This is a genomic window from Amycolatopsis alkalitolerans (assembly GCF_006152065.1).
GTDB lineage: Bacteria > Actinomycetota > Actinomycetes > Mycobacteriales > Pseudonocardiaceae > Amycolatopsis_E > Amycolatopsis_E alkalitolerans.
Genome location: NZ_VDFW01000010.1, coordinates 25,474 through 49,096, shown reverse-complemented (window position 1 = coordinate 49,096; position 23,623 = coordinate 25,474). Strand labels below are relative to the sequence as shown.

The 23,623-nt window shown below is 69.0% G+C and carries 25 protein-coding genes; 10 read left to right on the top strand and 15 right to left on the bottom strand.

Going from position 1 to position 23,623, the window contains the following annotated elements; all coding sequences use genetic code 11:
- Nucleotides 1-14 precede the first annotated feature (14 nt).
- A complete protein-coding gene (locus tag FG385_RS13890) occupies nucleotides 15-1,532 on the bottom strand; it encodes a sodium:solute symporter family protein (RefSeq protein ID WP_200834446.1) in 1,518 nt (505 codons plus the stop codon).
- The gene (locus tag FG385_RS33915; RefSeq protein WP_160148793.1) at nucleotides 1,529-1,771 is read right to left on the bottom strand and encodes a hypothetical protein; all 243 of its coding nucleotides are present in this window, start codon (nucleotides 1,769-1,771) and stop codon (nucleotides 1,529-1,531) included. The genes FG385_RS13890 and FG385_RS33915 overlap by 4 nt, the downstream gene beginning before the upstream one ends.
- A gap of 187 nt (nucleotides 1,772-1,958) precedes the next feature.
- Here FG385_RS33915 and FG385_RS33910 point away from each other — a divergent pair, with 187 nt between their 5' ends.
- Both FG385_RS33910 and FG385_RS13880 read left to right on the top strand, forming a co-directional pair.
- Nucleotides 1,959-2,282: a GNAT family N-acetyltransferase gene (locus tag FG385_RS33910; RefSeq protein ID WP_235022574.1), complete on the top strand. Its 324-nt coding sequence runs from the start codon at nucleotides 1,959-1,961 to the stop codon at nucleotides 2,280-2,282.
- A 200-nt stretch (nucleotides 2,283-2,482) separates the two neighbouring features.
- Entirely contained in the window at nucleotides 2,483-2,965 is a 483-nt protein-coding gene (locus FG385_RS13880) for a creatininase family protein (protein WP_200834445.1), read from the top strand.
- 46 nt (nucleotides 2,966-3,011) lie between these two features.
- Here the strand turns inward: FG385_RS13880 and FG385_RS13875 are convergent, their stop codons facing one another.
- Genes FG385_RS13875 through FG385_RS13855 form a run of 5 tightly spaced genes read right to left on the bottom strand, consistent with a single transcriptional unit; the run spans nucleotide 3,012 to nucleotide 7,407 of the window.
- A complete protein-coding gene (locus FG385_RS13875) occupies nucleotides 3,012-4,067 on the bottom strand; it encodes a LacI family DNA-binding transcriptional regulator (RefSeq protein WP_139097120.1) in 1,056 nt (351 codons plus the stop codon).
- 34 nt (nucleotides 4,068-4,101) lie between these two features.
- Complete coding sequence (locus tag FG385_RS13870) at nucleotides 4,102-4,638, bottom strand: DinB family protein (RefSeq protein WP_139097119.1); 537 nt, start codon at nucleotides 4,636-4,638, stop codon at nucleotides 4,102-4,104.
- Nucleotides 4,639-4,694: 56 nt separating this feature from the next.
- Nucleotides 4,695-6,230, bottom strand: coding sequence for a GMC family oxidoreductase (locus FG385_RS13865; protein ID WP_160148791.1), 1,536 nt, complete (start codon nucleotides 6,228-6,230; stop codon nucleotides 4,695-4,697).
- Between the two features lie 41 nt (nucleotides 6,231-6,271).
- Nucleotides 6,272-6,679, bottom strand: coding sequence for a RidA family protein (locus FG385_RS13860; protein WP_139097117.1), 408 nt, complete (start codon nucleotides 6,677-6,679; stop codon nucleotides 6,272-6,274).
- Nucleotides 6,676-7,407, bottom strand: coding sequence for an SDR family NAD(P)-dependent oxidoreductase (locus tag FG385_RS13855; RefSeq protein ID WP_139097116.1), 732 nt, complete (start codon nucleotides 7,405-7,407; stop codon nucleotides 6,676-6,678). The genes FG385_RS13860 and FG385_RS13855 overlap by 4 nt, the downstream gene beginning before the upstream one ends.
- Nucleotides 7,408-7,586: 179 nt before the next feature.
- Between FG385_RS13855 and FG385_RS13850 the strand changes: the two genes are divergently transcribed.
- The 4 genes from FG385_RS13850 to FG385_RS13835 all read left to right on the top strand — a co-directional run bounded on the left by FG385_RS13850 (nucleotide 7,587) and on the right by FG385_RS13835 (nucleotide 10,875).
- Nucleotides 7,587-8,633 (top strand): ABC transporter substrate-binding protein, encoded by a 1,047-nt coding sequence (locus FG385_RS13850; protein WP_139097115.1) that lies wholly within the window; start codon nucleotides 7,587-7,589, stop codon nucleotides 8,631-8,633.
- Between the two features lie 97 nt (nucleotides 8,634-8,730).
- Nucleotides 8,731-9,195, top strand: a complete 465-nt coding sequence (locus FG385_RS13845) for a MarR family winged helix-turn-helix transcriptional regulator (protein ID WP_235022557.1) — start codon at nucleotides 8,731-8,733, stop codon at nucleotides 9,193-9,195.
- Nucleotides 9,196-9,225: 30 nt separating this feature from the next.
- Entirely contained in the window at nucleotides 9,226-10,068 is an 843-nt protein-coding gene (locus FG385_RS13840) for an ABC transporter permease (RefSeq protein ID WP_139097113.1), read from the top strand.
- Between the two features lie 3 nt (nucleotides 10,069-10,071).
- Nucleotides 10,072-10,875, top strand: coding sequence for an ABC transporter ATP-binding protein (locus FG385_RS13835; protein ID WP_139097112.1), 804 nt, complete (start codon nucleotides 10,072-10,074; stop codon nucleotides 10,873-10,875).
- A 45-nt stretch (nucleotides 10,876-10,920) separates the two neighbouring features.
- Here the strand turns inward: FG385_RS13835 and FG385_RS33905 are convergent, their stop codons facing one another.
- Nucleotides 10,921-11,085, bottom strand: a complete 165-nt coding sequence (locus FG385_RS33905) for a hypothetical protein (protein WP_160148790.1) — start codon at nucleotides 11,083-11,085, stop codon at nucleotides 10,921-10,923.
- Between the two features lie 7 nt (nucleotides 11,086-11,092).
- Nucleotides 11,093-11,497, bottom strand: a complete 405-nt coding sequence (locus FG385_RS13830) for an SMP-30/gluconolactonase/LRE family protein (protein ID WP_200834444.1) — start codon at nucleotides 11,495-11,497, stop codon at nucleotides 11,093-11,095.
- Nucleotides 11,498-11,667: 170 nt separating this feature from the next.
- On the opposite strand from FG385_RS13830, the gene FG385_RS13825 reads away from it, so the two are divergent.
- A complete protein-coding gene (locus FG385_RS13825) occupies nucleotides 11,668-13,278 on the top strand; it encodes a Re/Si-specific NAD(P)(+) transhydrogenase subunit alpha (RefSeq protein WP_268815925.1) in 1,611 nt (536 codons plus the stop codon).
- A gap of 23 nt (nucleotides 13,279-13,301) precedes the next feature.
- A complete protein-coding gene (gene pntB, locus FG385_RS13820; protein WP_139097111.1) occupies nucleotides 13,302-14,759 on the top strand; it encodes a Re/Si-specific NAD(P)(+) transhydrogenase subunit beta in 1,458 nt (485 codons plus the stop codon).
- Nucleotides 14,760-14,776: 17 nt separating this feature from the next.
- Here the strand turns inward: pntB and FG385_RS13815 are convergent, their stop codons facing one another.
- From FG385_RS13815 to FG385_RS13805, 3 genes are read right to left on the bottom strand one after another with little or no spacing between them, the layout of a single operon-like run.
- Nucleotides 14,777-16,114 carry an SLC13 family permease gene (locus FG385_RS13815; protein WP_139097110.1) on the bottom strand — a complete coding sequence of 446 codons (1,338 nt, stop codon included), beginning with the start codon at nucleotides 16,112-16,114 and terminating at the stop codon, nucleotides 14,777-14,779.
- Between the two features lie 58 nt (nucleotides 16,115-16,172).
- Complete coding sequence (locus FG385_RS13810; RefSeq protein ID WP_139097109.1) at nucleotides 16,173-16,583, bottom strand: aconitase X swivel domain-containing protein; 411 nt, start codon at nucleotides 16,581-16,583, stop codon at nucleotides 16,173-16,175.
- Nucleotides 16,580-17,827: an aconitase X gene (locus FG385_RS13805; protein WP_139097108.1), complete on the bottom strand. Its 1,248-nt coding sequence runs from the start codon at nucleotides 17,825-17,827 to the stop codon at nucleotides 16,580-16,582. The genes FG385_RS13810 and FG385_RS13805 overlap by 4 nt, the downstream gene beginning before the upstream one ends.
- Before the next feature lie 83 nt (nucleotides 17,828-17,910).
- Here FG385_RS13805 and FG385_RS13800 point away from each other — a divergent pair, with 83 nt between their 5' ends.
- Nucleotides 17,911-18,711: a GntR family transcriptional regulator gene (locus FG385_RS13800; protein WP_139097107.1), complete on the top strand. Its 801-nt coding sequence runs from the start codon at nucleotides 17,911-17,913 to the stop codon at nucleotides 18,709-18,711.
- A 21-nt stretch (nucleotides 18,712-18,732) separates the two neighbouring features.
- Here FG385_RS13800 and FG385_RS13795 read toward each other — a convergent pair whose 3' ends face one another.
- The 3 genes from FG385_RS13795 to FG385_RS13785 form a co-directional block, all read right to left on the bottom strand.
- On the bottom strand, nucleotides 18,733-19,464 hold the full coding sequence (locus FG385_RS13795; RefSeq protein WP_139097106.1) for a hypothetical protein: 732 nt from the start codon (nucleotides 19,462-19,464) through the stop codon (nucleotides 18,733-18,735).
- Between the two features lie 89 nt (nucleotides 19,465-19,553).
- Nucleotides 19,554-20,729, bottom strand: coding sequence for a phosphodiester glycosidase family protein (locus FG385_RS13790; RefSeq protein WP_160148789.1), 1,176 nt, complete (start codon nucleotides 20,727-20,729; stop codon nucleotides 19,554-19,556).
- A 108-nt stretch (nucleotides 20,730-20,837) separates the two neighbouring features.
- Nucleotides 20,838-21,356 carry a DinB family protein gene (locus FG385_RS13785; RefSeq protein ID WP_139097104.1) on the bottom strand — a complete coding sequence of 173 codons (519 nt, stop codon included), beginning with the start codon at nucleotides 21,354-21,356 and terminating at the stop codon, nucleotides 20,838-20,840.
- Here FG385_RS13785 and FG385_RS13780 point away from each other — a divergent pair.
- Nucleotides 21,355-23,622 (top strand): copper-transporting P-type ATPase, encoded by a 2,268-nt coding sequence (locus tag FG385_RS13780; protein WP_456061874.1) that lies wholly within the window; start codon nucleotides 21,355-21,357, stop codon nucleotides 23,620-23,622. The genes FG385_RS13785 and FG385_RS13780 overlap by 2 nt on opposite strands.
- The last annotated feature ends 1 nt before the right edge of the window (nucleotide 23,623 follow it).

The following is a 23,623-nucleotide window of genomic DNA, read 5'->3' as shown; positions in this document are numbered from 1 at the left end:
TTGCGTGGCAACGGTCACGTGCTGCTCGGGGCCAGCCTACTTTTGGCCGGATCGGTGACACGGGATTCCTCCGCTATACCGCGCAGCATCGACCCGACGTCCTCGGCCGTGGGCGAGGGTTTCGTGCACACGCTCACCGCGGCGAACACCACCAGGTTCGCCACCAGCGCGACAAGCCCGGCGTTCACCCCGAACAACGGGTCGTGATGACTGAGCATCAGCCCCGCCGTGACACCCCACCCTACGATGAGCCCCGCCAGCACACCCTGCTTGGTAGCCCGCTTCCAGAAGATCCCGCCCACGATGACCGCCGGGAACAGCTGCGTGATGAAGGCGTAGGCGACGAGCAGCACGCTCACGATCAGCGCGGGCGCCACGAGGGTGAGCACCAGCGCGGCGCCGATGAGCGGGAACACCAGCACGCGGGTCAGCGTGAACACCGTGCGCGCAGGCAGGTCCGGTTTGAGCGCGTGCACGACGTTGCGGGACAGCAGGCTCGCCGACGTCATGACGATCGGCCCCGCGGGCACGATGGCCGAGAGCATGGCCGCGATCGCGATCAGGACCAGCACCCAGCCGGGAAAGACCTCCCGCATCATATGCATGACCACGTCGTTGCCGACCAGTCCGGTGCCCAGTGCGACGACGGCGGCGAAGCCCACGGTCAGCACCGCAACCTTGACGATCTGGTAGAAGGGCATCAGTACGGCTTGCCGTTTCAGCGCCGTCGGTGACGACGCGGTGAACGCGGTGCCGAACCACTGCGGCCACATCCACTGCCCGACGCCGGTGACGAGCACCGTCGAGATCAGCCACACCGGGCCCAGTTTCGGCGCGGGCGCCGACGGCAGCTGGAAGTACTCCGGAATCCGCTGCGTGAAAGAGGAGTACATATCGCCGAAGCCGTGGAAGAAGGTGAGCGGGACGGCGATGAACAGCGCGGCGACCGCGGCGAACATCAGCAGGTCCTTGATCACCGACTGGATCGCGTTGCCCCGGATTCCGCCGATGAAGACCGCGCAGGCCAGCACGACGAAGGCCAGCACGTTGCCCAGCGCGGGCGAGATCGCCCCGTCGCCGAGGATGCGGAAGATCGCCGACAGGCCCTCGATGTTGAGGTCGATGTAGGCGATCATGATCAGCGCCGTGGCCAGCGCGACGAACACGCCGAGCGGTTTGCTGGCGTAGCGGTGCGCGATGAAGTCCGCCTGCGTCACGTACCCGAACTTCTTACCGAGCATCCAGATGCACGGCAGGACCAGGAAGGCGATGGCGTACGCGACGTCGTTCTGCGCCACGTTGTAGAACCCGGCGGCACCCTTCGAGTAGGAGTAGCCCGCGAGCCCCTGGAACGTGAAGGCGGTGTAGATCTCGCTGCCCAGCAGGAACCACAGCAGCAGCGAACCCATCCCGCGGTGGTGGACGAGCCAGCCCTCCAGGTTCTGGTTCTTTGTCCGGCCGGCCCAGGCGCATACGATCAAGATCGCGAAGGTCAGCCCGATCGCGCAGCTCAGGATCACCAGTGGGCTCACCGGTCCGCCCTCCGGCGTACGCGTGGGCCGAGCCGGTCCATGAGGTGCCGGTCCCACAGGTAGAACAGCGCCATGACGCCCGGCACCGCGAAGGGGAGGACGGTGAACCAGAACAGCATCGCCGGCATCCCGGCGATGACGCCCCTGCCGTCGTTGAACCAGATACTCGGGACCACTGTGTACAGGACCAGGACGACGGCGACGAGCATCAGCCACGCGCCAACGATGAACCGGACCATTCCAATCTCCACTCTGAGGCCGGAGGTCTTACCAATTTCCGCTACGCTCGCATCCTGGACGGATCTCGTCAAGAGGGGATGTGGTGGCGGTGATGGTCGTGGTGGTGCGGATGGCGCGGTCGGCGCACTGGGGAGACGGTGTGGCAGAGCCGGCGACGACAGCCGAGGTCGCGACCCTGTGGCAGGCATGGTGCTGGTCCGCCCGTCCGCCGACGCGATTTACCGGCGCCGGGCGGAGATACGAAAGCTGATGGTGCACCCCGGCCGGCAGCGGAACGGCGCGGGCGGGCGGTTGCCGGCGCGCGCCATCGAATACGGACGTCGTCTCGGCTTTCGCCAGCTCCTGCTGGCCACCCGTGGAGGAACCGGCCTGCCGGAGTTGTACCGGCAACGAGGATGGACCGAGGTCGGGCGGTGCCCGGCCGCGCGACAGGTCGCACCGGGACATTCCCGGGACGAGCACTGGTTCCAGCTCGATCTGGACGACGGCGGCGTGTCGCGCACGGCATGACCTGCTGCCGGGGCTGGTCCGGGGACGTCGCGGGGAGTGCTCACCGTCCGGCCGGGAACGTCCGGCCGGGATCCGCCGTCACGTAGCCGAGGCGATCGACCGGTCGCTACTGGAACGCGAATCCCCTTGCGTGTGCTGCCCGAGGAGTTGTAGCTTGCCGATGTAACGCTTTACAGAAATGCTTTACATTGGAGGCCGGAGTGACCGAGGTGGACTACGTCAACGAGGACGCGGAGGCCGAGCGCAAGCACAACATCCTGGCGCTGTCCTTCGCCGAAGTCGCCGAACGGCTCGGAGAACGGGACCAGGACACGGTGCTCGTCGCGCTCGGCAGCACCGAGAAGCACGGCGCCCACATCCCGCTCGGCACGGACAGCTACGTGACGATGGAGGTCGTCAAGCGCGCGGCCAAGGCGGCCGACGTGCTGTACTCGCCGCTGGTCCCGTTCGGGTACTCGCCCCACCACATGGGCAGGCACCTCGAAGGCGCGGGCACGATCACGCTGCGCGCCGAGACCTACCGCCGCGTCATGAGCGACATCGCGCACAGCCTCATCTTCCACGGCTTCAAGCGGATCATCTTCGTCAGCCACCACGGCTCGAACACGAAGCCGATCTGTTCCGGCGCACCTTCTGGTGGAGCGTGCTGTATCTCGCGCTGTTCGTGGCGATCGTCTGCCTGATGGCGAAGGGACCGCTGGCGGCACTGGTGATCTGACCGCCGTCCCGTCACGCGGGCGGCGGCGCGCAGCTGTCCCGGATGATCACTTCGGTGGGCAGGACCACCGGTTCGCTCGTGGTCCGCTCCACCTCGCCGCGGAGCGAGCTGATCAGCAGCTCCGCGGCGGTGGTGCCGACCCGGTAGGTCGGCACCGCCACCGTGGTGAGCTTCGGCCGGACGTACGACGCGAACGACACGTCGTCGAACCCGGTGACCGAAACCTGGTGCGGCACCGCGATTCCCTGATCGTGCAAGGCGGCGAGGGCGCCGACGGCCATCCGGTCGTTGACGGTCACGATGCCGGTCGGTGGATTGTCCATTGTGGTCAGTTCGCCCGCGACCCGGTAGCCGGCGGCTTCGTCGAGCTCGCCGCGCCCGACCAGCGCCTCGTCGAACGGCAGGCCGTGCTCCCGGAGGGCCGTGCGGTAGCCCTCGAAGCGATCGCGCATCGTGCGGGAACCCTCGGGGCCGGCGATCAGCGCGATCCGCCGGTGCCCGAGCCCCGCGAGGTGCGCGGTGATCGCGGCGCCGGCGGCGACGTTGTCGAGTTGCACCGACGGGCACTCCACGTCATGCCTGCCCACGACGACGACCTTCGTGTGGTAGCGCGCGAAGATGTCGACGTCGATCGGTGTGTCGGCGGCACCGCCCGCGATGAGCACACCGTCGACCCGGCTCGAGACCAGCGTCTCGAGGTACTTGTTCAGCCGGTCGGGCTCGCGGTCGGTGTTGCACAGGATCATCCGGTACCCGGCCGCGGAGGCGACGTCCTCGATACCGCGCACGACGTCCGGGTAGAACGGGTTGGAGATGTCCGGCACGACGACCCCGATCACCGAGGTGCGCTGTTGCAGCAGCGCGCGGGCGAGGTCGTTGGGGCGGTAGCCCAGCGCCGCGCTGGTCTCCAGCACGTGCTGCCTGGTCTCGGGACGGATGTGGAAGCTGGCCGAGTCCGCGCTGAGCGCCCGGGAGACCGTGGCCACCGAGACTCCGGCGGCCTCCGCGACGTCCCGGATGCTCACCGTGCGCCGGCCGCCCTGCCGCCTCCGCGATCGTTCTGCCACCGATCCAGTGTAAAGGATTACAGGCGGCCTCCGGTCACACGTTCCACCCGCACACCATCAGATATCCGTCCACAGTGGTGATCCGGTCGGAGGCGGGGTCGTCGGGCAGCGCGTGGCCGAGGTCGCGGTCGCGGACCTCGCCGATCCACCGGTCGTGCTGGTACTCGTGGTTGATCAGCGCGGTGAGCAGGGCCTGGGCGACGATGGTCAGCTGCGCGGGAGCGCCGACCGTCCCGGCTCCGATGTCGTTCATGCGGGCGTGGACCCGCTCGGCGACGGTGGCCCGGAAGCCCGCCAACCGCTCGCGGCCGGGCAGCGGGAGCCGCTGTGCTTCGGGGTTGGCCGAGTCCAGCAGGCCGTCCAGCTCCGGAGCCGGACTCGGTTCGGCGGCGGTGAGGTTGCGAACCATGAAATGGGCGACGTGGGCCTGATGCCCGAGGTGCCACCCGATGGGGCTGAAGTCCGGCTGGGGACGCCAGTGCAGCTCCTCGGTGGTCAGGTCCCGCCAGAGTTCGTCGGTGTAGGCGCGGGCCCGGTCGTATTCGATCAGCAGTTCGGCGATGTCGAGCATGCCGTCCTTTATAGCTGGAGCAGCGGTCGCGCCGGGCCGGCGCGGCGTCGCGTAGATCACGAGCGCAGCAGGGCGGCCGCCAGGCGTTCCGCGGTCATGGCGACCGTCGCGTTCAGGTTCGCGCGGACCGAATCCGGCATGACGGACGCGTCGACGACGCGCAGCCCCCGTACGCCGTGCACCTCGCCTGCCTGGCCGACGACCGCCGCGGGGGAGCCGGGCTCGCCGATCGCGCACGTCGACGAAGGGTGGAACGTTCCCTGCACGGTCCGGCGCAGCCACGCGTCGAGCGCGGCGTCGCCGGCCAGTTCGGCGTCCACAGGGGACAATCGCGTGCCGACGAACGGGCGCAATGCCGCCGAAGACTCGACCAGATCGACTGTCAGCCGGACCGCTTCGCGCATCCGCCGGCGGTCTTCGGGATCGGACAGGAACGCGAGATCGACGAGAGGCCGCTCACGTGGATCCCGCGCGAGCGTGAGGCTGCCCGCGCCGAGCGCGAGCATGAGGAACACCGATGCCTGGATCCCCGCCCCGGTTCCGTCCTCGAACGCCGCGATCGACACCTTGAGGTCGTCCTGGAGGCGCGAGCCTGGCGCCGTCAGCCGTAACGCCACCGGTGCGCGTGCCGAGGTCTGGTCCACCTCCCGCTTCGCCAGCCAGCGCACGCCCACCTGAGGATGCTCACGCAGCGAACCGCCGACACCCGGAAGGTCCGCGACCACCGGAATCCCGTGGCGCGCAAGCTGTCCGGCGGGGCCCACGCCCGAGCGCAACAGCAGCCACGGCGTGCCCAGCGCCCCCGCCGCCAGCACGATCTCCTGCTCCGCGCGGACCATGATTTCGCCGCCCGACGGGCCCAGCGCGACGACACCGGCCGCGCGGTCGCCGTCGAAGACGATGCGCTCGGCGTGATGGTCGCCGAGCACGCGGAGCGACGGTTGTGCGCGTGCCGCCAGCAGATGCGAGAAGGCGCTGCTGAGCCGCACGCCGTCGACGTTGTTGAACGGTTGCGGCCCGACACCCGTGGCGCCGACGGCGTTCAGGTCCGGACAGTGGGAGAAACCGTTGGCCAGACAAGCTTCCACGAACCCGGCGTGCACCGGATGCCACTGGTCCGGCGGGACCCGGCGTACCCGGACCGGCCCGGCGTCGCCGCGGGCGGGGAAGTCGAGATCGCTCTCGGTGGCCGCGTACCACGGCGCGACGTGCTCCCACGTCCAGTCCTTCGCGCCGCGACCCGCCCAGTTGCCGTCGAAATCCGCCGGCAGCCCCCGCAGCCATACCTGGCCGTTGATCGAACTGCCGCCGCCGATGACCTTGCCGCTGTGCAGCGTGTACGGCGTGCCGCCGTCGGCCGTCAGGACGGTCTCCCACTTCCAGCTGTAGTCGCGCGTCGTAACGCGGCCCTCCGAGTAGGCGCCGAAGCGCAACACCGGCGGCGTCGCTTCCGGGTCCGGGAAATCCGGTCCCGCCTCCAGCAGCACGACCGGGCGGTCCCCCCGTTCGGCGATCCGCGACGCGACGATCGCGCCGGCCGTGCCGCCCCCGACCACCACGACCGCGGCGTCGAGCGTGGTACCAGCGTTCATGCCCACCTTCTTCGCTGTGCCCGGGCCTCCGGGTCCCCCGGTCAGTCCGCGGGCAGCGCGGCCACCGCTTCGATCTCGACAAGCTGGTCGTCGGACATCAGGGCCGCCTGCACCATCGTCGAAGCGGGCAGCGGTGCCGTCGTGAACCATCGGGCTCTGGCCTTGCCCACCGCGGGCGCGGACGAACGATCGGCGAGATAGACCGTGAGTTTGATCGTGTCGGCGATACTTCCCCCGGACGCGCGGAGGATCTCGTCGATGGCACCCAGGATGTGGTCGGCCTGCCCACCGGGATCGCCGGGCGCCACCGTCCGTCCCTCGCCGTCCCGCGCGGTGAGCCCGCTGACGAAGACCAGCCGGCTGCCGGGCGGCACGACGAACGCGTGAGTCAGCGGCGCGGGCATCCTGACCGCGCCGACGTTGACCGGGGTCGCGGCCCGGGCGCTCACGGGAACGTCCGTGGCGTGCGGGGGAGCGTCCCTTCGCGTGTGACGATCGAGTTCGTCATCGTCGCGAAGTCCGACAGCAGGAACATCACCGGCCCCACCGCGTCCTCCGGCTTGTCGATCTTGGAGTAGTCCGCGTCCGGGTTGGACACGCGGTACTGCGGGGTGTCGATGACGCCGGGGCGGCACAGGTTCACGCGGACCCCGTACGGCGCCACCTCTTTCGCGAAGGTGTGCGCGAAGCCGGCCACCGCGCCCTTCGAGGCGGTGTACGGGGAGGAGTGCGGCTTGCCGAAATCCGCGGTACCGGAGGCGAAGTACACGATCGACCCGCTGTTCTGCCGGGCCATCACGGGCGCCACCGCCTTGGACGCCCACACCACGCCACCGAGGTTGATGTCGAGGACGCGGGACAGCTTGTCCGGGGTCATCTCGAGGACGGGGATGAGCGGCTGGACGATCGCGCAGCACACCAGCCCGTCGATCCGCCCGTGTTCGGCCGCCACCAGGGCGATCGCCGTCTGGACCTCGTCGTGGTCGGACACGTCGAGCCGGTGGAACGTGATGCCGGCGTGCTCGGCCGCGAGTGCCTTCCCGGTCTCTTCGTTCAGGTCGAGCACGACGACCGTGGCACCGGCGGCGGCCGCCGCCCTGGCTGTCGCGGCCCCGATTCCGTTGGCGCCACCCGTGATCACGACTACGCGTCCCGAGAAGTCGTATCCGTCGACCATGCGGACCTCCTTGTCCGAACTTGCTTTGGATACCTGTTTATCAGGTACCCTAACGGCGGCGGATGGATGCCGCAATGGCCCGGCCGGGCGCCGGGCTGTTGACAAGTTAGGGCTACTAATCGTAAGTTCCCCGGAAACTTAGGGACCCTGAGTAGCAAAGAGGCTCGAAGGGGAATGACATGCGCAAGAAGCTGACAGCGGCGGCGGCACTGCTCGCCGTCGCCGGACTGGCACTCGCCGGCTGTGGCGGCTCCGGAGGGGCGAATTCCGCCCAGCCCCAAGGAGTCTCGGGCGGCAACTGCGGCCCGCTGGCCCAGTTGACCAAGGCCACCGTCGCGACCAACCCCGGCGCACAGGACCTGGTCGTCAAGACCGCCAAGGCGCAGGGGATCGACAAGAAGTACAACCTCGACCTCGACGTCAAGTCGTTCCTCAACCCGCCCGCGACCGCCCAGGCGATCACGCAGCACGCGGTCGACTTCGGTTTCGGCGGTCTCACCACGATGGTGCAGGCGCGCTCGCGCGGTTCCGACGTGCTCATGATCGGCGCGCTGTCCAAGCCCGGCAGCGGTGTGTTCGTGCCGAAGGATTCCCCGATCAGGAACATGGGTGACCTCAAGGGGAAGCGGGTCGGCTCGTTCACCGCCCCCAACGGCGCGGTCACCTCGCTGCTGCAGGTGTACGCGCAGAAGAAGTACAACCTCGACCTGCTGAACGGGCTGGACGGGAAGATCCACGTGGCGCCGGAGGCGACGCTCTTCGGCCTGATGGACAAGGGCGAACTGGACGCGATCTACCTGTCGGTCGACGGCACGGCGCTCTCGCAGTTCCAGGGCAAGTACCGCGAGATCGTGGACCTCTCCACGGACTTCAAGACCGAAATGGGGTACGACCCGCTTTACCTCGGCCCGGTCACGACCGAGAAATACGCCAAGCAGAACTGCTCGGCCGTGCGCGCGTACGTCAGCACGCTCGCGGACTCGATCAAGTACATCCAGACCAACAGTGCGGTGTGGCAATCGTATGCGGCGTCCGTCGGGCATCCGGAGGCGGTGGCCGCGTACCAGAAGCTCTACAGTGGCTCGTTCGTCACGCAGTGGTCGCAGCAGCAGGTCGACGACATGAAGCGCCTCATCACCGACTCCATTCCCTACCTCGACTCGGCGTTCCCGAAGAAGATCCCGGACGGGCTGTTCTCGCTCGACTATCCGGCGTTCACCCCATGACCGAGGTGCATCGCTACTACTTAGGTACCCGAATCGTAGAATCGATGACGCACGATAGGGACCCACAGGAGATGCATTGACCATGCCCCAGCGACCAGTGACGGATCGTACCGTCGACCTCGAGGCGCAGGATCTGATCGTCGCGGTACCCGCCCGGCTCAACCGGCTGCACCAGATGGTTCTGGGCAGCCTGGATCCGCAGCTGACGTTCCGGCAGTACCGGACGCTGTCGCGGGTGGCCGGCGGCTACACGTCGCTCAGCCAGCTCGCGGCCCGCGGGAACCTCTCGTTGCCGACGGTTTCCGAGAACGTCGACGGGCTCGTGCGGCGCGGCCTGCTGGTCACCACGCAGAGCGAGCACGACCGCAGGGCGATCGTCCTGGGTATCACCGACAAAGGCCGTGCGGCCGTCGAGACCGCCGACGCGGCGTTGCGCGACCTGGTGAAGTACCTCGTCGCCGACATCCCGGCCGAGGATCTGCCGGTGGTGACGAACGCACTGAGGAGCCTGTACGACCGGGCGACCATCTACTTCAACACCGAGCAGATCGACGGCGGCTGACGCAGCCGATCAGGAGAAAGGTGGCCGCAGTTGTCCACTACGCAAGCGCTCGAAATCGAGGAGGTGATCGACACCGCCTCGATCCGGCAGGCCGCGCGCCGGCGGTTCACCCGTGGGTTGTGGCGGCGAGCGGTGTCGGTGGTGTTGCTCCTGCTCATCTGGCAGATCGTTTCGCTGTTCATGGACGAGTCCGTGGTCCCGCAGCCATGGGCGGTGTTCGGGCAGATGGGGCACAACCTTGGCGAAGGGGACACCTACCACCAGCTCGGCGTGACGATGATCCGCGTCGTCGGCGGGATGGCGATCGCGGTGTTCGCCGGTATCTCCATCGGCCTCATGATGGGCTTGTCGAAGCTCGGTGAGGATCTGCTCGACACGTGGGTCCTCATCGCGTTCACCATTCCCGCGATCGTTTACGGCATTCTGTGCATTCTGTGGTTCGGCCTGAACGATCTGGCGGCCGTTCTCGCCGTCGGCATCGGGGCCACGCCTGCGATCGCGATCAACATCTGGCAGGGCACGAAGGCCATCGACCGGGATCTGATCCATATGGGCAAGGCGTTCCGGTTCTCGCGCCGGTCGGTCCTGCTGCGGGTCGTGGTACCGCAACTGATCCCGTACATCCTCGCGGCCTTGCGGTACGCGCTCGGCCTGTCGTGGAAGATCGTCACGATCGTCGAACTGCTCGGGCTTTCCAGCGGCGTCGGGTACACGCTGAACTACTGGTTCGGCAATTTCAACATGGTGCAGGTCCTGGCGTGGACGCTGTTGTTCACCGTCGCGCTGCTGATCGCCGAATTCGCCATCCTGAAGCCGATCGAGGCGCGCCTGACGCGATGGCGGCCCGCCGCGCAGTTCCAGAGGGGAGCCTGATCGATGACCGACGCCTACCTGGTGCTGGACCGGCTGAAGAAGTCGTACCCGCGGGCGGGGCAGCCGCCGTTGCAGGTGCTGAACGGGCTGGACGTCGCGGTCGAAGAGGGCGCGCTGCTGTCCATCCTGGGCCCGTCGGGCTGCGGCAAGTCGACGCTGCTGAACATCATCAACGGCCTCGACGACGCCACGAGCGGCGCAGTCCGGCTCGCCGGCACGGAGGTCACCACGAAGACCCGGTCCGGGGTGAAGATCGGCGTCGTGTTCCAGCAGCCGCGGCTGCTGGACTGGCGTTCCGTGCGGGACAACGTCGCGCTGCCGCTGCAGGAGATGGGTTTGCCGGCCGACGAGATAGCGGACCGCGTGCGGCGCTACCTCGACATCGTCGGGCTGGGCGAGTTCGCGGGCTACTACCCGCTGCAGCTGTCGGGCGGGATGCAGCAACGGGTTTCGCTCGCACGCGGTCTCGCGATCGAGCCGGACCTCCTGCTGGCGGACGAGCCGTTCTCCGCGCTGGACGAGATCTCGGCACGGAAGCTGCGGCAGGAGTTCATCCGGATCTGGGACGAGACCGGGAAGACGATCCTGTTCGTGACGCACAACATCCGCGAGGCGGTGTTCCTGTCCACGCGGATGCTGGTGATCACCAACCGGCCCTCGCAGGTGTACCTCGATCTGCCGGTGGAGGCCCCCTACCCGCGACACCCGGAGGACGACGTCCTGTTCGAACTGGAGAAGTCCGTGACGCGGGACTTCATGCGCATGGAGGACCAGGCCGGCCTGGCGCGGGTGGGCAGCACGGGCTGACGCTACGAGGGACGCGACGACACCCGTAGCCGCCAGGTGAGCCGCTCACCGGGCGGGGCAGCCGCAGGTCCTGCCGATGCGGACGCCGTAGGGCTGGATGAAGCCCTGTACCGGCCCGCCGGTGCCGTCGATCCGGCGGATGAGCTGCTCGACCGCGAGCCTGGCCGTCCGGCGTTTCGGGACGATGATCGACGTCAGTTCGGCCAGCATCGACTCGTCAGGGAAGACCGGTACAGCTTTCCGTTCCGGTCGCGCTCGGAGGTGTCCATCGAGCCGAAGACGTAGCGCCGCGCCGGTCGACCTTGCCGTCGTTGAGCCGGTTGTCCGGGCGGTCGTGCTCGGGATCGACGACGAGCGTGGTCTCTCCGGTGGCGAAGTCCAGCAGATGCACGCCGTTCGCGAGGGCGACCACGGCACCTGCGGCGTCGTGGGTCAGCGCCATCGAACCGATCGGCGCGGGCACCAGCCACGAGCGCAGCTCCCGCCCGTCCGCGGTCATCCGGAACACCCGCCGGCCCAGGCTGTCGATCCAGTAGAGCCGCTGCTGGCCGGTGTCCCAGAGCGCGCCTTCGCCGAGCAGGGGCTTGATGTCGAGGACGATCTCTGTGTGGGGCGCCTTCATGCCAAGGTCCTCCAACGGGCCGTGCCGCGTCGCACGATGCGCCAAAGACTCGGACCCGCCGGCGGATTAAGCAACGTTAAGTAACCGCGGCGCTCGTCCCCGTGAGAACCGGGGGCGCTGCCTCCTACGTGTCGCCCCTCACCGCGAAAACACGGACCGCCGTGTTAAGAATGCATGCGAATGACCGGATGCTCACCGCGGTCGGTAACAAGGCTCAGGTGTTCGTCGTCGAGCGGAACGAGGAGACTTCGATGCTGGTCGGTGTCCTGAAGGAGGCCGCTGCGGGGGAGACCCGGGTGGCGGCGACGCCCGCGACGGTCGCTCAGCTGTTGAAGCTGGGGTACGACGTCGTCGTGGAACCCGGCGCCGGCGTGGCGGCGAGTTTCACCGACGAGGCGTTTGCCGAGGCCGGGGCGTCGATCGGGGAGGCGGTGCGGGCCGAGATCGTCCTGGGGGTCAACGCGCCGTCCACGGAGCAGCTCGACGCGATGTCGCCCGGTGCGACGCTGGTCAGCCTGCTGAGCCCGGCGTTGAACAAGGATCTGGTCGAGGACCTGTCGCGGCGGCCACTGACGGCGCTGGCGATGGACGCGGTGCCGCGGATCTCGCGGGCGCAGTCGCTGGACGTGCTGTCCTCGATGGCGAATATCGCCGGCTACCGGGCGGTGGTCGAGGCGGCGCACTCCTTCGGCCGCTTCTTCACCGGGCAGGTCACCGCGGCGGGCAAGGTGCCGCCGGCGAAGGTGCTGGTGGTCGGCGCGGGAGTGGCCGGGCTGGCGGCGATCGGCGCGGCGGGCTCGCTCGGCGCGGTGGTGCGCGCGACCGACCCCCGGCCGGAGGTGGCCGACCAGGTCAGGTCGTTGGGCGGCGAGTATCTCTCGATCGAGGCGGCTGACGTCGAGGTCTCTTCGACCGGTTACGCCAAGGAGATGAGCGACGACTACAAGGCGCGCGAGGTCCAGCTGTACTCGGATCAGTGCCGGGACGTGGACATCGTCGTCACGACGGCCCTGATCCCGGGCAGGCCCGCGCCGCGGATCATCACCGGCGAGATGGTGGCCTCGATGCGCCCGGGCAGCGTGATCGTGGACATGGCCGCGGCCAACGGCGGCAACGTCGAGGGCACGGTGGCCGGTAAGGCCGTGACGACGGACAACGGGGTGACGATCCTCGGCTACACCGACCTCGCGGGCCGGCTGCCGACACAGTCCTCGCAGCTCTACGGCACGAACCTGGTCAACCTGCTGAAGCTGGTGACGCCCGCGAAGGACGGCGTCCCGGTGCTCGACATGGACGACATCGTCATCCGGTCGATGACCGTGGTCCGCGACGGTGAGCTGCTGTGGCCGCCGCCCCCGGCGCAGGTCTCCGCGACCCCGGCGAAGGCGGCGGCGCCGGCCGAGAAACCGGCTGAGGCCGAGCCGAAGAAGAAGATGTCCACATCCATGCGGATCGGGCTGACCGCGGTGGCGGGTGCGCTGCTGTTCCTGCTGGTCGCGGCTTCACCGCCGGCGTTGCAGGGACATCTGACGGTGTTCGCGCTGGCGGTCGTGGTCGGGTTCTACGTGATCGGCCACGTGCACCACGCGCTGCACACGCCGTTGATGTCGGTGACCAACGCGATCTCGGGCATCATCGTGGTCGGCGCGCTGCTGCAGGTGGGGCACGGCAGCGCGGCGGTCACCTGGCTGTCGTTCGCGGCGATCCTGCTCGCCTCGATCAACATCTTCGGCGGGTTCGCGGTCACCCGGCGCATGCTCTCCATGTTCTCCCGCAGCTGAACCCGACAACGGAGTCTCAAGACATGAACCTCGAAACGATCGCGCAGGCGGCCTACCTCGTCGCCGCGTTGTTGTTCATCCTGGCGTTGGCGGGCCTGTCGCGGCACGAGACCGCGAAGACGGGCAACGGGTTCGGCATCGCCGGTATGGTCGTTGCCCTCGTCGCGACGATCGCGCTGGCCGTGCAGCGGGAGATCTCCGCGCTGGGGGTGGTCCTGCTGATCGTCGCGATGGTGGCCGGTGCCGCCGTCGGCCTGCAGCGCGCCCGCGCCGTGCAGATGACCGGCATGCCGGAACTGATCGCGCTGCTGCACTCGTTCGTCGGGCTCGCCGCCGTGCTGGTCGGCTGGAACGGTTACCAGGAGGTCGAGGCCGATCCCGGGGGCGCCGAGGCGCGGGGGCTGGACGCGCTAGGGCTGGCCGGGATCCACTCGGCCGAGGTGTTCATCGGCGTGTTCATCGGCGCGGTGACCTTCACCGGTTCGATCGTGGCGTTCCTGAAGCTGTCGGCCCGGATCAAGTCGTCGCCGTTGATGTTGCCGGGAAAGAACTTCCTCAACCTCGGGGCGCTGCTCGTGTTCGTGGGGCTGACGGTGTGGTTCGTGGCCGACCCGCACCTGTGGCTGCTGATCGTCGTCACCGTCGTCGCGCTCGCGCTGGGCCTGCACCTGGTCGCCTCCATCGGCGGCGGTGACATGCCGGTGGTGGTGTCGATGCTCAACAGCTACTCGGGCTGGGCGGCCGCGGCGAGCGGGTTCCTGCTGGAGAACAACCTGCTGATCGTCACGGGCGCGCTCGTCGGCTCCTCCGGTGCGTACCTGTCCTACATCATGTGCAAGGCGATGAACCGCTCGTTCATCTCCGTCATCGCCGGTGGTTTCGGGATCGAGGCCGGCCCGGCGCGGGACACCGACTACGGGGAGCACCGCGAGATCACCGTCGACGGCGCCGCCGAACTCCTCGAGGACGCGAGCAGCGTGATCATCACGCCGGGCTACGGCATGGCCGTGGCGCAGGCCCAGCACGGGGTCGCGGAGCTGACGCGCAGGCTGCGCGAGCGCGGCGTGCAGGTCCGCTTCGGGATCCACCCGGTCGCCGGGCGCCTGCCCGGGCATATGAACGTGCTGCTCGCCGAGGCGAAGGTGCCCTACGACATCGTCCTGGAGATGGACGAGATCAACGACGACTTCGCCGACACCGACGTCGTGCTCGTCATCGGCGCCAATGACACCGTCAACCCCGCGGCGGCGGAGGACCCCGGATCCCCGATCGCGGGCATGCCGGTGCTCACCGTGTGGGAGGCCAAGAACGTGATCGTGTTCAAGCGGTCCATGTCCTCCGGCTACGCCGGCGTGCAGAACCCGCTCTTCTACCGCGAAAACACCGCCATGCTCTTCGGCGACGCCAAGCAACGGGTGGAAGACCTGATCCACGCCTTGCCCGCCGGCGCGACTGCGGCCGCGTCAGCGTCCGCGCGCTGATCTCGCCGTTCCGTCGGTCACAGGCCGGCGAGCGTCGGGATCAGCCAGGCGAGGGCCGGGACGACGACGGCGACTCCGACCGACCACAGCAGCAGCTTCCGCAGCATCGACTGTTGCCGGTCCTCCGGGCTGGACGCGAGCACCAAGGCGCCACTGAGGTGGTAGGGACTCGGGGACAACACGACGATCGCCCACGAGACAGCGCAGAGGATGAGCAGCAACGGGGTGCCGGCGATCCCGGGCGTCACCCCGATCGCCACCGGGATCACCAGACCCAGCACGGCCACGGACGACGACTCGAACGAAGCGAAAAGCGAGCCGACGAAGGCGAGTGCCAGCACCGCCACTTCGATGCTGCCGATGCCGCCGAGGTGCTTCGCGATCGTGGCGAAGGTGCCGATCTTTTCCAGCAGCCCGACGTACAGCAGCACGCCGGTGATGACGAGTACGACCGCCCAGGGCAGGCTGCGTACGAGTTCCCGCTCATCCGGCCGGAACAGCAGTTGCAGCACCAGCGCGACCGCGAACGCCACGAGCCCCGGGTCCACCGAGAAGATCAGCACCACCGCGACGAAGACCGCGACGCCCACGAGTGAGCAGACCTGGTATGCGGTCACCCGGCTCGCCACCGCCGTCTCGACCGGGCTCTGGACCTGTACCGCGCCGCGCCCGCTCGCCATGGGATCCGGTGTGACGGCCCCGCCGCCGGTACCACCGGCGCCGGTCGCGAGATCGAGCTGCGGGCGCCGGCGTATCAGCCGGACTCCGCCGAAGATGAGGAAGGCGACGACCGCGAGGGCGAGGTTGAGCACGAACTCGATGGCGAACAGCCCCAGACTCGAGATCGGCCGCCCGCTCTTCGCGGCCAAGGTGACCACGAGCCGGCCCCAGACGCTGATCGGCGAGAACCCGCCCGCGAGCGCCCCCATGATCGTCACGAGCCCCATCGACATCAGGTTGATACCGCGCTCTCGAGCGGTGCGCATCGCGATCGGCACGACGATCGCCAGTGACGCGGCCGGCAGCGCGCCGATCCCGCTGACGACGGCCGCGAGCAGGAACATGATCCACGGCAGGAGCCAGTCCCGGTGCCCGGTCGCCCGGACCGCCAGCGCGGTCATGCCGGCGATGGCACCGCTGCGTTGCGCGTGCCCGAAAAGGTAGGCGACACCGAGGATGAGGATGACCAGTTCGCCGGGAAACTGCTTGAAATACTGGCCGGCCGGGACCCCGGCGACCAGCAGGAGCAGGAAGCCCGCGGGAATGGTCGCGAGCCCGACGTTCACGTGGCGCCAGATCGCGACGGCGAACGTGATGACCAGCAGGATCAAGGAGAAGATCTGAATGAACGACATCGTTGTCCCCTAGCGGTTTTCGGGAATCATTCAGTGGTAACCCGCGAAAAGGTGGAGCTCAGCGCACGATCGTCACCTGGCGCGCGGCGGGATCGAGGCGCACCGTGTCGCCGTTTCGGACGGCATCGAAGAAGGCCGAATCGACACCGGCCACGATGGGAATTTTCGCTGTCACGGCGCCCTGCACCATCACGGGATTGACCGCGCCGAAAACGAGGCCGCACGGTCCGATGCCCAGTTCCGCCATGGCCGGGAACGCCCAGCCGGCGGCGACGCCACCCTGCACCCCGGGCGCGACGAGAATCTTGCCGCGCACCGATGCGCCGCGCAGCGGGTGGTCGTTACGCGAGATCACCCCGCTGGTCCGGTCGAGGTCGTAGCGCGCACTGAAGGGCACTGGACTGACCAGGACCTCGGCCTCCACTGTGGTACCGGTCGCCTGCCCGGCACCGAACACCGTGTCGCTCACCGTCCCGCCACCTTCCCGGTCAGCGCGGCCTCGATACAGTCGTCCGTCCGCCGCAGGGCCGGGGTGTACCCGTGGGCACGGATGATGTTCACCAGTTTCGCCGAATTCGTCGCGAGGCTGCCCCAGCCGAAATGTTCGCGCTGGGCGGCCGGATCCATGACGTACCAGCAGGTTCCGCGTAACACGAGGCCACCGGCTTCGGTGATGGCGGCGAGGTGTCCCTGTTCCCGCAGCGCCTCACAGGTAAGGCTGTTCGTAGTGATGATCAGCCGCACCGAGTCGGCGACCTTCCGGCCCTCGAGCCGGTCCGCGATCCGTTTCAGCTCGAAGAACGACAGCTGTGGAGCCGTGAAGACCACGAGGTCGACCGGCCCGCCCTGGGGGAGGTCCCTGGCGAAGAACTCCTTGATGTCGTCCTCGGTGATCTCGTATTCGTCGATCAGTTCACGACCGCCGTTGGCTTCCTCGAACGTCCGCGCCTCCGGTGTGGTGCCGACGATGTGGTACATCGCCATGGAGCCGAAACTCGCGAGGCTGGCGCCGAAATGCTTGAGCGCGTCGGACTCCGGACCCCGCCGGCACTGGAGCTCGAGGGCGGGCACGTTCCAGTAGCCGCGCGAGCGTTCCCCGATGAGCCCGCCCAGAGCACCCCAGTCAGCGAGGTCCGGCAGCGAAGCGGTGACTCGCACGCGCACATTGGCGCGCCTGTTCGCGTCCAGGTGGAAGCCGTACTCCGGCGTGCGACCGGTCAAGGCCGCCGCCAGGCCGGCGGCACCCGATTCGTAGTTCGTCCGTGCCCCGAGCACGGAGTTCGCGTAGGCCACCGTGCCCGTATCGCCCCAGGCGACGTGCTCACCGAGGCGTGGCTGGTACACGCTCTGGTACCCGATGCAGGTGTTCACAGTGGACACTCCGAGCCTGCGGAGCACCGCACGCGTCTCGCGCTCGCCCTCGACGAGATGGGGCGCCTGTGCGAACAGATGAGCCTGTTCGAAGTCGACCGACTGGGCGTTGCGCGTGGTGGGCACGCAGGCCGTGAGGCCGGCGTCCGCGAGCCGGGCCAGATAGTCCGCCCCCGCCTGACCGAAGACCTCCCGGTCGCCCATGAAGTGCGCGTTGGTGATCTCGACGAACCTGATGGCGCCGAAGAACTCCCCGACGCTGATCTGCTCCCGTAGGACGTCCGCGAGTGCGTCACCGCGGCGCCCGTCCAGGATGTCTCGTTCGGCTGAGGTCAGCTCCACGGGCCCTCCTCATCGACGGTTACTGTTGACCCATCGGACGAAACCATACAATAGAATACAAGTCAACGAGATCAAGGAATACAATGGAGGACAACTCCGAGCTCCGGCGGGCCAGCTCCTCGAGCATGCACGAGCAGCTGGCCGTGCGGCTGCGGGCGCTGATCGCCCAGTTGCCCGCGGACAGCCGGATGCCGACCGAGAAGGATCTGGTCGACCGCTACGGGGTCAGCCGGACGACGGTGCGCCGCGCCCTCGGCGCGCTCGTGGACGAAGGTCTGCTGGTGCGCCGGCAGGGGGCGGGCACCTTCGTGGCCCCGCAGCGCGTTGTCCACCCGCTCGATCGGCTGCGGCCCTTCGTGTCGATCTTCTCCAGCGTGGGAAAGCAGCCCGAGGGCCGGATTCTGCGGTTCGAATGGGCCGAGAACCCGCCCCAGCTGGCCGCGCTCGGTCTTTCCGAAGGTCTGCTCGTCCGCCGTCTCTACACGATCGACGGTGCGCCGCAAGCGGTCGCGGACATCGCCGTTCCCGGGCCCTTCGGCACGCGGATATCGCGGAGCCAGATCGAGGAGCACCCCATCTACCAGGTGCTGCAGGACCTCGGACTGACCTTGAGCTACGGCCGGATCACGCTGGTGAGCCAGGGTGCCGCCGGCGACCTGGCCCAGCACCTTGGCGTCGAAACCGGGCACCCGCTGCTCGTGCTTTCGCGAACGACCTTCGACGAAGACGACCGCGTCGTGGAGCACGCGACGTACCACCTGCTGCCCGACCGATTCGAGCTCCGGCTGACGGTCGACGCGGCCGAACTGGAAAGCGTGTCGTACTCGTTCAGCCGCCCGGGACCGGAACTGGTGATGAAGCCGGGAATCGGGGAAAAGGGCTAGACGGCGCTTGTCGTGAGCGCGTCAATGCCGGTCGGTGTGCTCGATGCCGCGGGCGTGATGGAAGTGCAGCTGACTGTCCGACAGCCACGGGGCGGCCGGGCCGAGCAGCAGGCCCGCCGCGAGCCCGGCCGCTGCGAGGGTGGCCACCAGCACGCTGCCGCGCTTGACGCCGCCGGGTAGCCGGGCGCCGGGCCGAGCGGGCCGGTGGGTCAGGATGCGGAACGCGGGGACCAGCCGGCCCAGGGTGTGCAGTCCGGTGACCACGGCCCACGCCGCGAAGGTCGCCTGGTGCACGGTGAGCGCGTCGATGCGGAACCCGAGCAGAGTAGCGAACGCCGTGCGGCTGGCGTCGGGCCCCAGCGCCACCAGCGCCAGCCCCGAGCCCAGCACCGCGAGCGTGGTGAGCACCACGAGCGGACCGAGCACGCGCAGCACCATCGGCGGCGGCCCGGCCTGGTGGTAGGCCGGGCGCCGCAGGTAGTAGCCGGCGATGCGCCAGCTCGTGGTCGCGGTCTTGATCAGCGCGGGCGGCACCAGCAGCACGCCGACGGCGATGTGCCAGCTCAGCAGGCCGCGCACGTCGAGCAGCGTCACCAGTTCCACCAGGAACAGCACCAGCAGGATGGCGCCGAGCCAGGCCGTCAGCCGCGCGTTGCCGGCGGGCCCACCGCTTCCGGGCACGACCGGGTCGGCCCGGCGCTGCCGCCCCAGCGCCTCGCCCGCAGCGTCCCGGGCCCACTCGCGCCACCTCATGCCAGTTCCACCTCACTCGCGCGGCCGGCCACTCCGGCCGGCCGAGGTCCAGTCTCCGGGGCGGATCTTGGAGCAAGCTTGGAACGCCGTCAGGGGCGGAGATACCAGCCGTACCAGTCCCGGCTGGAAGCGTGCAGGTAGTGCTCGGGCGGCACCTGCTCGGCCGGGAACAGCCGGAAGCCCTTCGGCGGGCCGGCCGGGGAGTCGTGGAAGTAGGTGCCGCTGACCCAGGCCGGGTTGATGTCGAGTTCCATGCCGCGTACCACACCGGCGGCCTTGAGGATGTTGCCGAGCGTGCACACCGACAGGGCGGGGCCGCCGACGTAGACCTCGGCGCCGTCGGCGGTCACCCCGAACGCGGAGCGGTGGATGTAGGCGGCCTGGCCGATGGTGCTGCCCCATTCCGCGGTGCCTCCGGTGGCGCAGGTGGGGTTGACCTGGCCATTGTCCACGAGCATCACGAGGTTCTGCCGGACGCTGGCGACCTGGGGACTCATCCGGACTTCGCGGTTCCACGAGCCGACGGTGGCGGTGCCGTCGGGCCGCATGACAAGGCTCGCCGCGCCGTCGACCAGGGGGACTGCGGTGCGGCCTTCGCTGTAGTACCCGCCATGGCTGGCGCCGTTGAGCCGGAACCCCGCGTTGAAGGCGGCGGCGACCGTGCGCTGCAGCGCCGGGGTGATCGAAGTCGACGCTCGCCACGAGCCGCCAGGGTCGGTGAAGCCGGGCTGGAGCTGACCGCGGACGAAGGTCGGGTCGATCCACATGACGCCGGTGACGAACGAGGTGTGCTGACTGTCGGGCCGAAGCGAGGCGACGCGGACCGCGGGCTGGCCGTGGTCGGTGACGACGGTGTGCCATTGGCCCTCGCCGGGGAGCAACGCCGTCCCGGCGAGGGACACGATCGGCGCCGGTGCGGGCAGTCCGCGCCCGCTGCCCCCCGGCGCGGGGGTGGCCGGAAGGGCCCCGGGCGCGATCGGGATCCCGCCGGCGGGAAGGCCGCCGACGGCGGGCTGGTTGTGGTTGTACTGTTGCGTTTCCAGCCACGTGATCACGCCGCCGAGCCCGTGGTCGCGGCCCCATTCGGCGAGCCTGGCGGCGACGCTGTCGGTGCCCGGCGCGAGGAGCGCGGCGCTGACCGACCAGCCGACGACGATCAGGAACAGCAACACGGCGGCCAGCAGCGAGCGGCGGAGCCACCGCACCCACGACCGGCGACCTTGCCGCGGCGGGCGCGCTGGCTCGAGGCCGGTCGAGGTGCTCATTGTTTCCTGCCCTGGGGATCGTCCGCGAACGCGAGTGACCAACGATATCGCGCTTTCCGGAATTCGCCGCGCACGCATGGGCCCCCGACCGAATCGCCCCTTTTGTAGTCAGTCCAAAGTGAGCGCGAGCTGATGCCGGTGGAAGTCGAAATGCTGCGTGGCGAAGTGGTACACGTCGGCGAGCGTCATGGTGTCGCGGAAGAACGGGTCCCACCGGACGGGGAAATGCATGGCGCGGGCCAGGTCCGCGTCGGTCTCGGCGTCCAGGCGGCGATGCAGTGACGCGATGACCCGGTCGCAGAGCGCGCCGAGCACGCGCCGGGGTAACACCGAGCCCGCGAACCAAGCGCCCGCATAGTTCACGACGTCGAACGGAGCGGTCGCCGAGTCGAGCAACCGGGCGAAGCGCCGGCCCACCGGCTCGGGCAGCCGGCTGAAGGTCACGACCAGCCCGCGGAGGGCCCGCACGATCAGGTAGCCGAGCAGCATGTGGAACAGCAGCTGCTTGTTGGTCCACCGGGTGCCGGTGGACCGCCGCCGAAGCTCGGCGCCCGACGAGGACTCGAGCAACCGGTGGAACCGCACCCGCGCCCGGTCCATCTCCTCGTGCACCGCCTGCCGATCCATGGCATCAGTATGCTCGCCAACCGCCGCCAGGCCATCCCTTGCCAGGCCCACCGGAACTACCGATCCGGTGTCATCGGTCCCTCCGGGACGCGACGAACTTCTCTACCTCATGCCGGTATGGGCGCGCAGCTTGGTGCCGGCTGTCCTGCCGGGCGAGAGGTGGTGGCCCATGACTGGCGACGGCAGCACCTATACCTGCCCAATGCATCCGGAGGTTCGCAGCGACGAGCCCGGCGCCTGCCCGAAGTGCGGGATGACGCTGGAGCGGCGCGAGGCCGGCCTCGGCGGGGAGGAGCAGGCCGAGCTGACCGCGATGACCCGGCGGTTCTGGATCAGCGCGGCGCTGTCGGTGCCCGTGCTGGTGCTCGGGATGACGGGTTTCGTTCCGGCCACGGTCTCGGACTGGGTTCAACTGGCATTGACCACTCCCGTCATGGCGGTGGGGTGGCTCGTGTTCGACCGCTTCGGGAAGTCGCTGGTCGCGCGCAGCCTCAACATGTTCACCCTCACCGGACTGGGCATCGGCTTCGCCTACCTCTTCAGCATCTACGCCATGGTCTTCCCCGGGACCCTTCCCGCGTCCTTCCACGGCGAGGGTGGCGGACCGCCGGTCTACTACGAGGTGGCGGCGATCATCATGTCGCTGGTGCTGCTCGGTCAGGTGCTCGAGCTGCGGGCGCGCAGTTCGACCAACGCCGCGATCCGCGGACTCCTCGGCCTGGCACCGAAGACGGCCCGCCGGGTGCGCGCGGACGGCGTGGAGGAGGACGTGCCACTCGACCAGGTGGTGGTCGGTGACCGGCTGCGCGTGCGCCCGGGGGAGAAGGTCCCGGTCGACGGTGTCGTCACCGGGGGCGCGTCCGCGATCGACGAGTCGATGATCACCGGCGAGTCGATCCCGGTGGCGAAGACGGTCGGCGAGAAGGTCATCGGGGCGACGGTCAACGGCACCGGCTCGCTGATCATCGAGGCGCGGCGGGTGGGCAGCGACACGCTGCTGTCGCAGATCGTGCAGATGGTCGCGGAGGCGAGCCGCAGCCGGGCGCCGATCCAGCGGCTCGCCGACGTCGTGGCCTCGTGGTTCGTCCCGGCGGTCGTGATCACCGCGGCCGCGACGTTCGCGGCGTGGGCGATCTGGGGTCCCGCGCCCGCGGTGGCGTATGCGATCGTCAACGCGATCGGTGTGCTGATCATCGCCTGCCCGTGCGCACTCGGCCTGGCGACGCCGATGTCGGTCATGGTCGCGAGCGGGAAGGGTGCGACGTTCGGTGTGCTGTTCCGCGACGCCGAGGCGATCGAGACGATGCGCAAGGTCGACACGCTGGTCACCGACAAGACCGGCACACTCACCGAAGGCCGTCCGCGCCTGCAGGATGTGGTGGCGCTCAACGGATACGACGAGGCGGATGTGCTGCGACTCGCGGCTTCCCTGGAGCGTGGTAGCGAACATCCGCTCGCCGCGGCGATCACACAGGGCGCGACCGAACGTGGCGCCCACCCGCTTGCGGTCGCCGACTTCGAAGCGATCCCCGGCAAGGGCGTTGCGGGCCGCATCGACGGGCAGCGCGTCACGCTCGGCAACGACGCGTTGATGAGCTCGCTCGGCATCGACATCGCGGCATCGTCCGCACAAGCCGAGGAGCTGCGCGCCCAAGGGAAGACGACGATGTTCGTCGCGGTGGACGGCAAACTGTCCGGGTTGGTCGCGGTCGCGGATCCGGTCAAGCAGACGACACCGCAGGCGATCGCGGCCTTGCACGAAGCGGGCTTACGCATCGTCATGCTGACCGGTGACAACGAGACCACCGCCAACGCGGTCGGTGCCGAGCTCGGCATCGACGAGGTCGTGGCGGGCGTGCTTCCCGGCCAGAAGGCGCAGACGGTGCGACGGCTCCAGGCCCAGGGCCGGTTCGTCGCGATGGCAGGGGACGGCATCAACGACTCGCCCGCGCTCGCGCAGGCGCAGGTCGGGATCGCGATGGGCACCGGCACCGACATCGCCATGGAAAGCGCCGGGGTCACCCTGATCAGGGGCGACCTGCGCGGGATCGTGCAGGCGCGGCACCTGAGCCGGGCGGCGATGCGGAACATGCACGAGAACCTGTTCTGGGCGTTCGCGTACAACGTGCTGGGCATCCCGATCGCGGCCGGCGTGCTGTATCCGGCGACCGGGCTGCTGCTGTCGCCGATGATCGCCGCCGTCGCGATGGCGTTCAGTTCCGTGTCCGTGATCGGCAACGCGCTGCGGCTACGCAATGTGAGGTAGG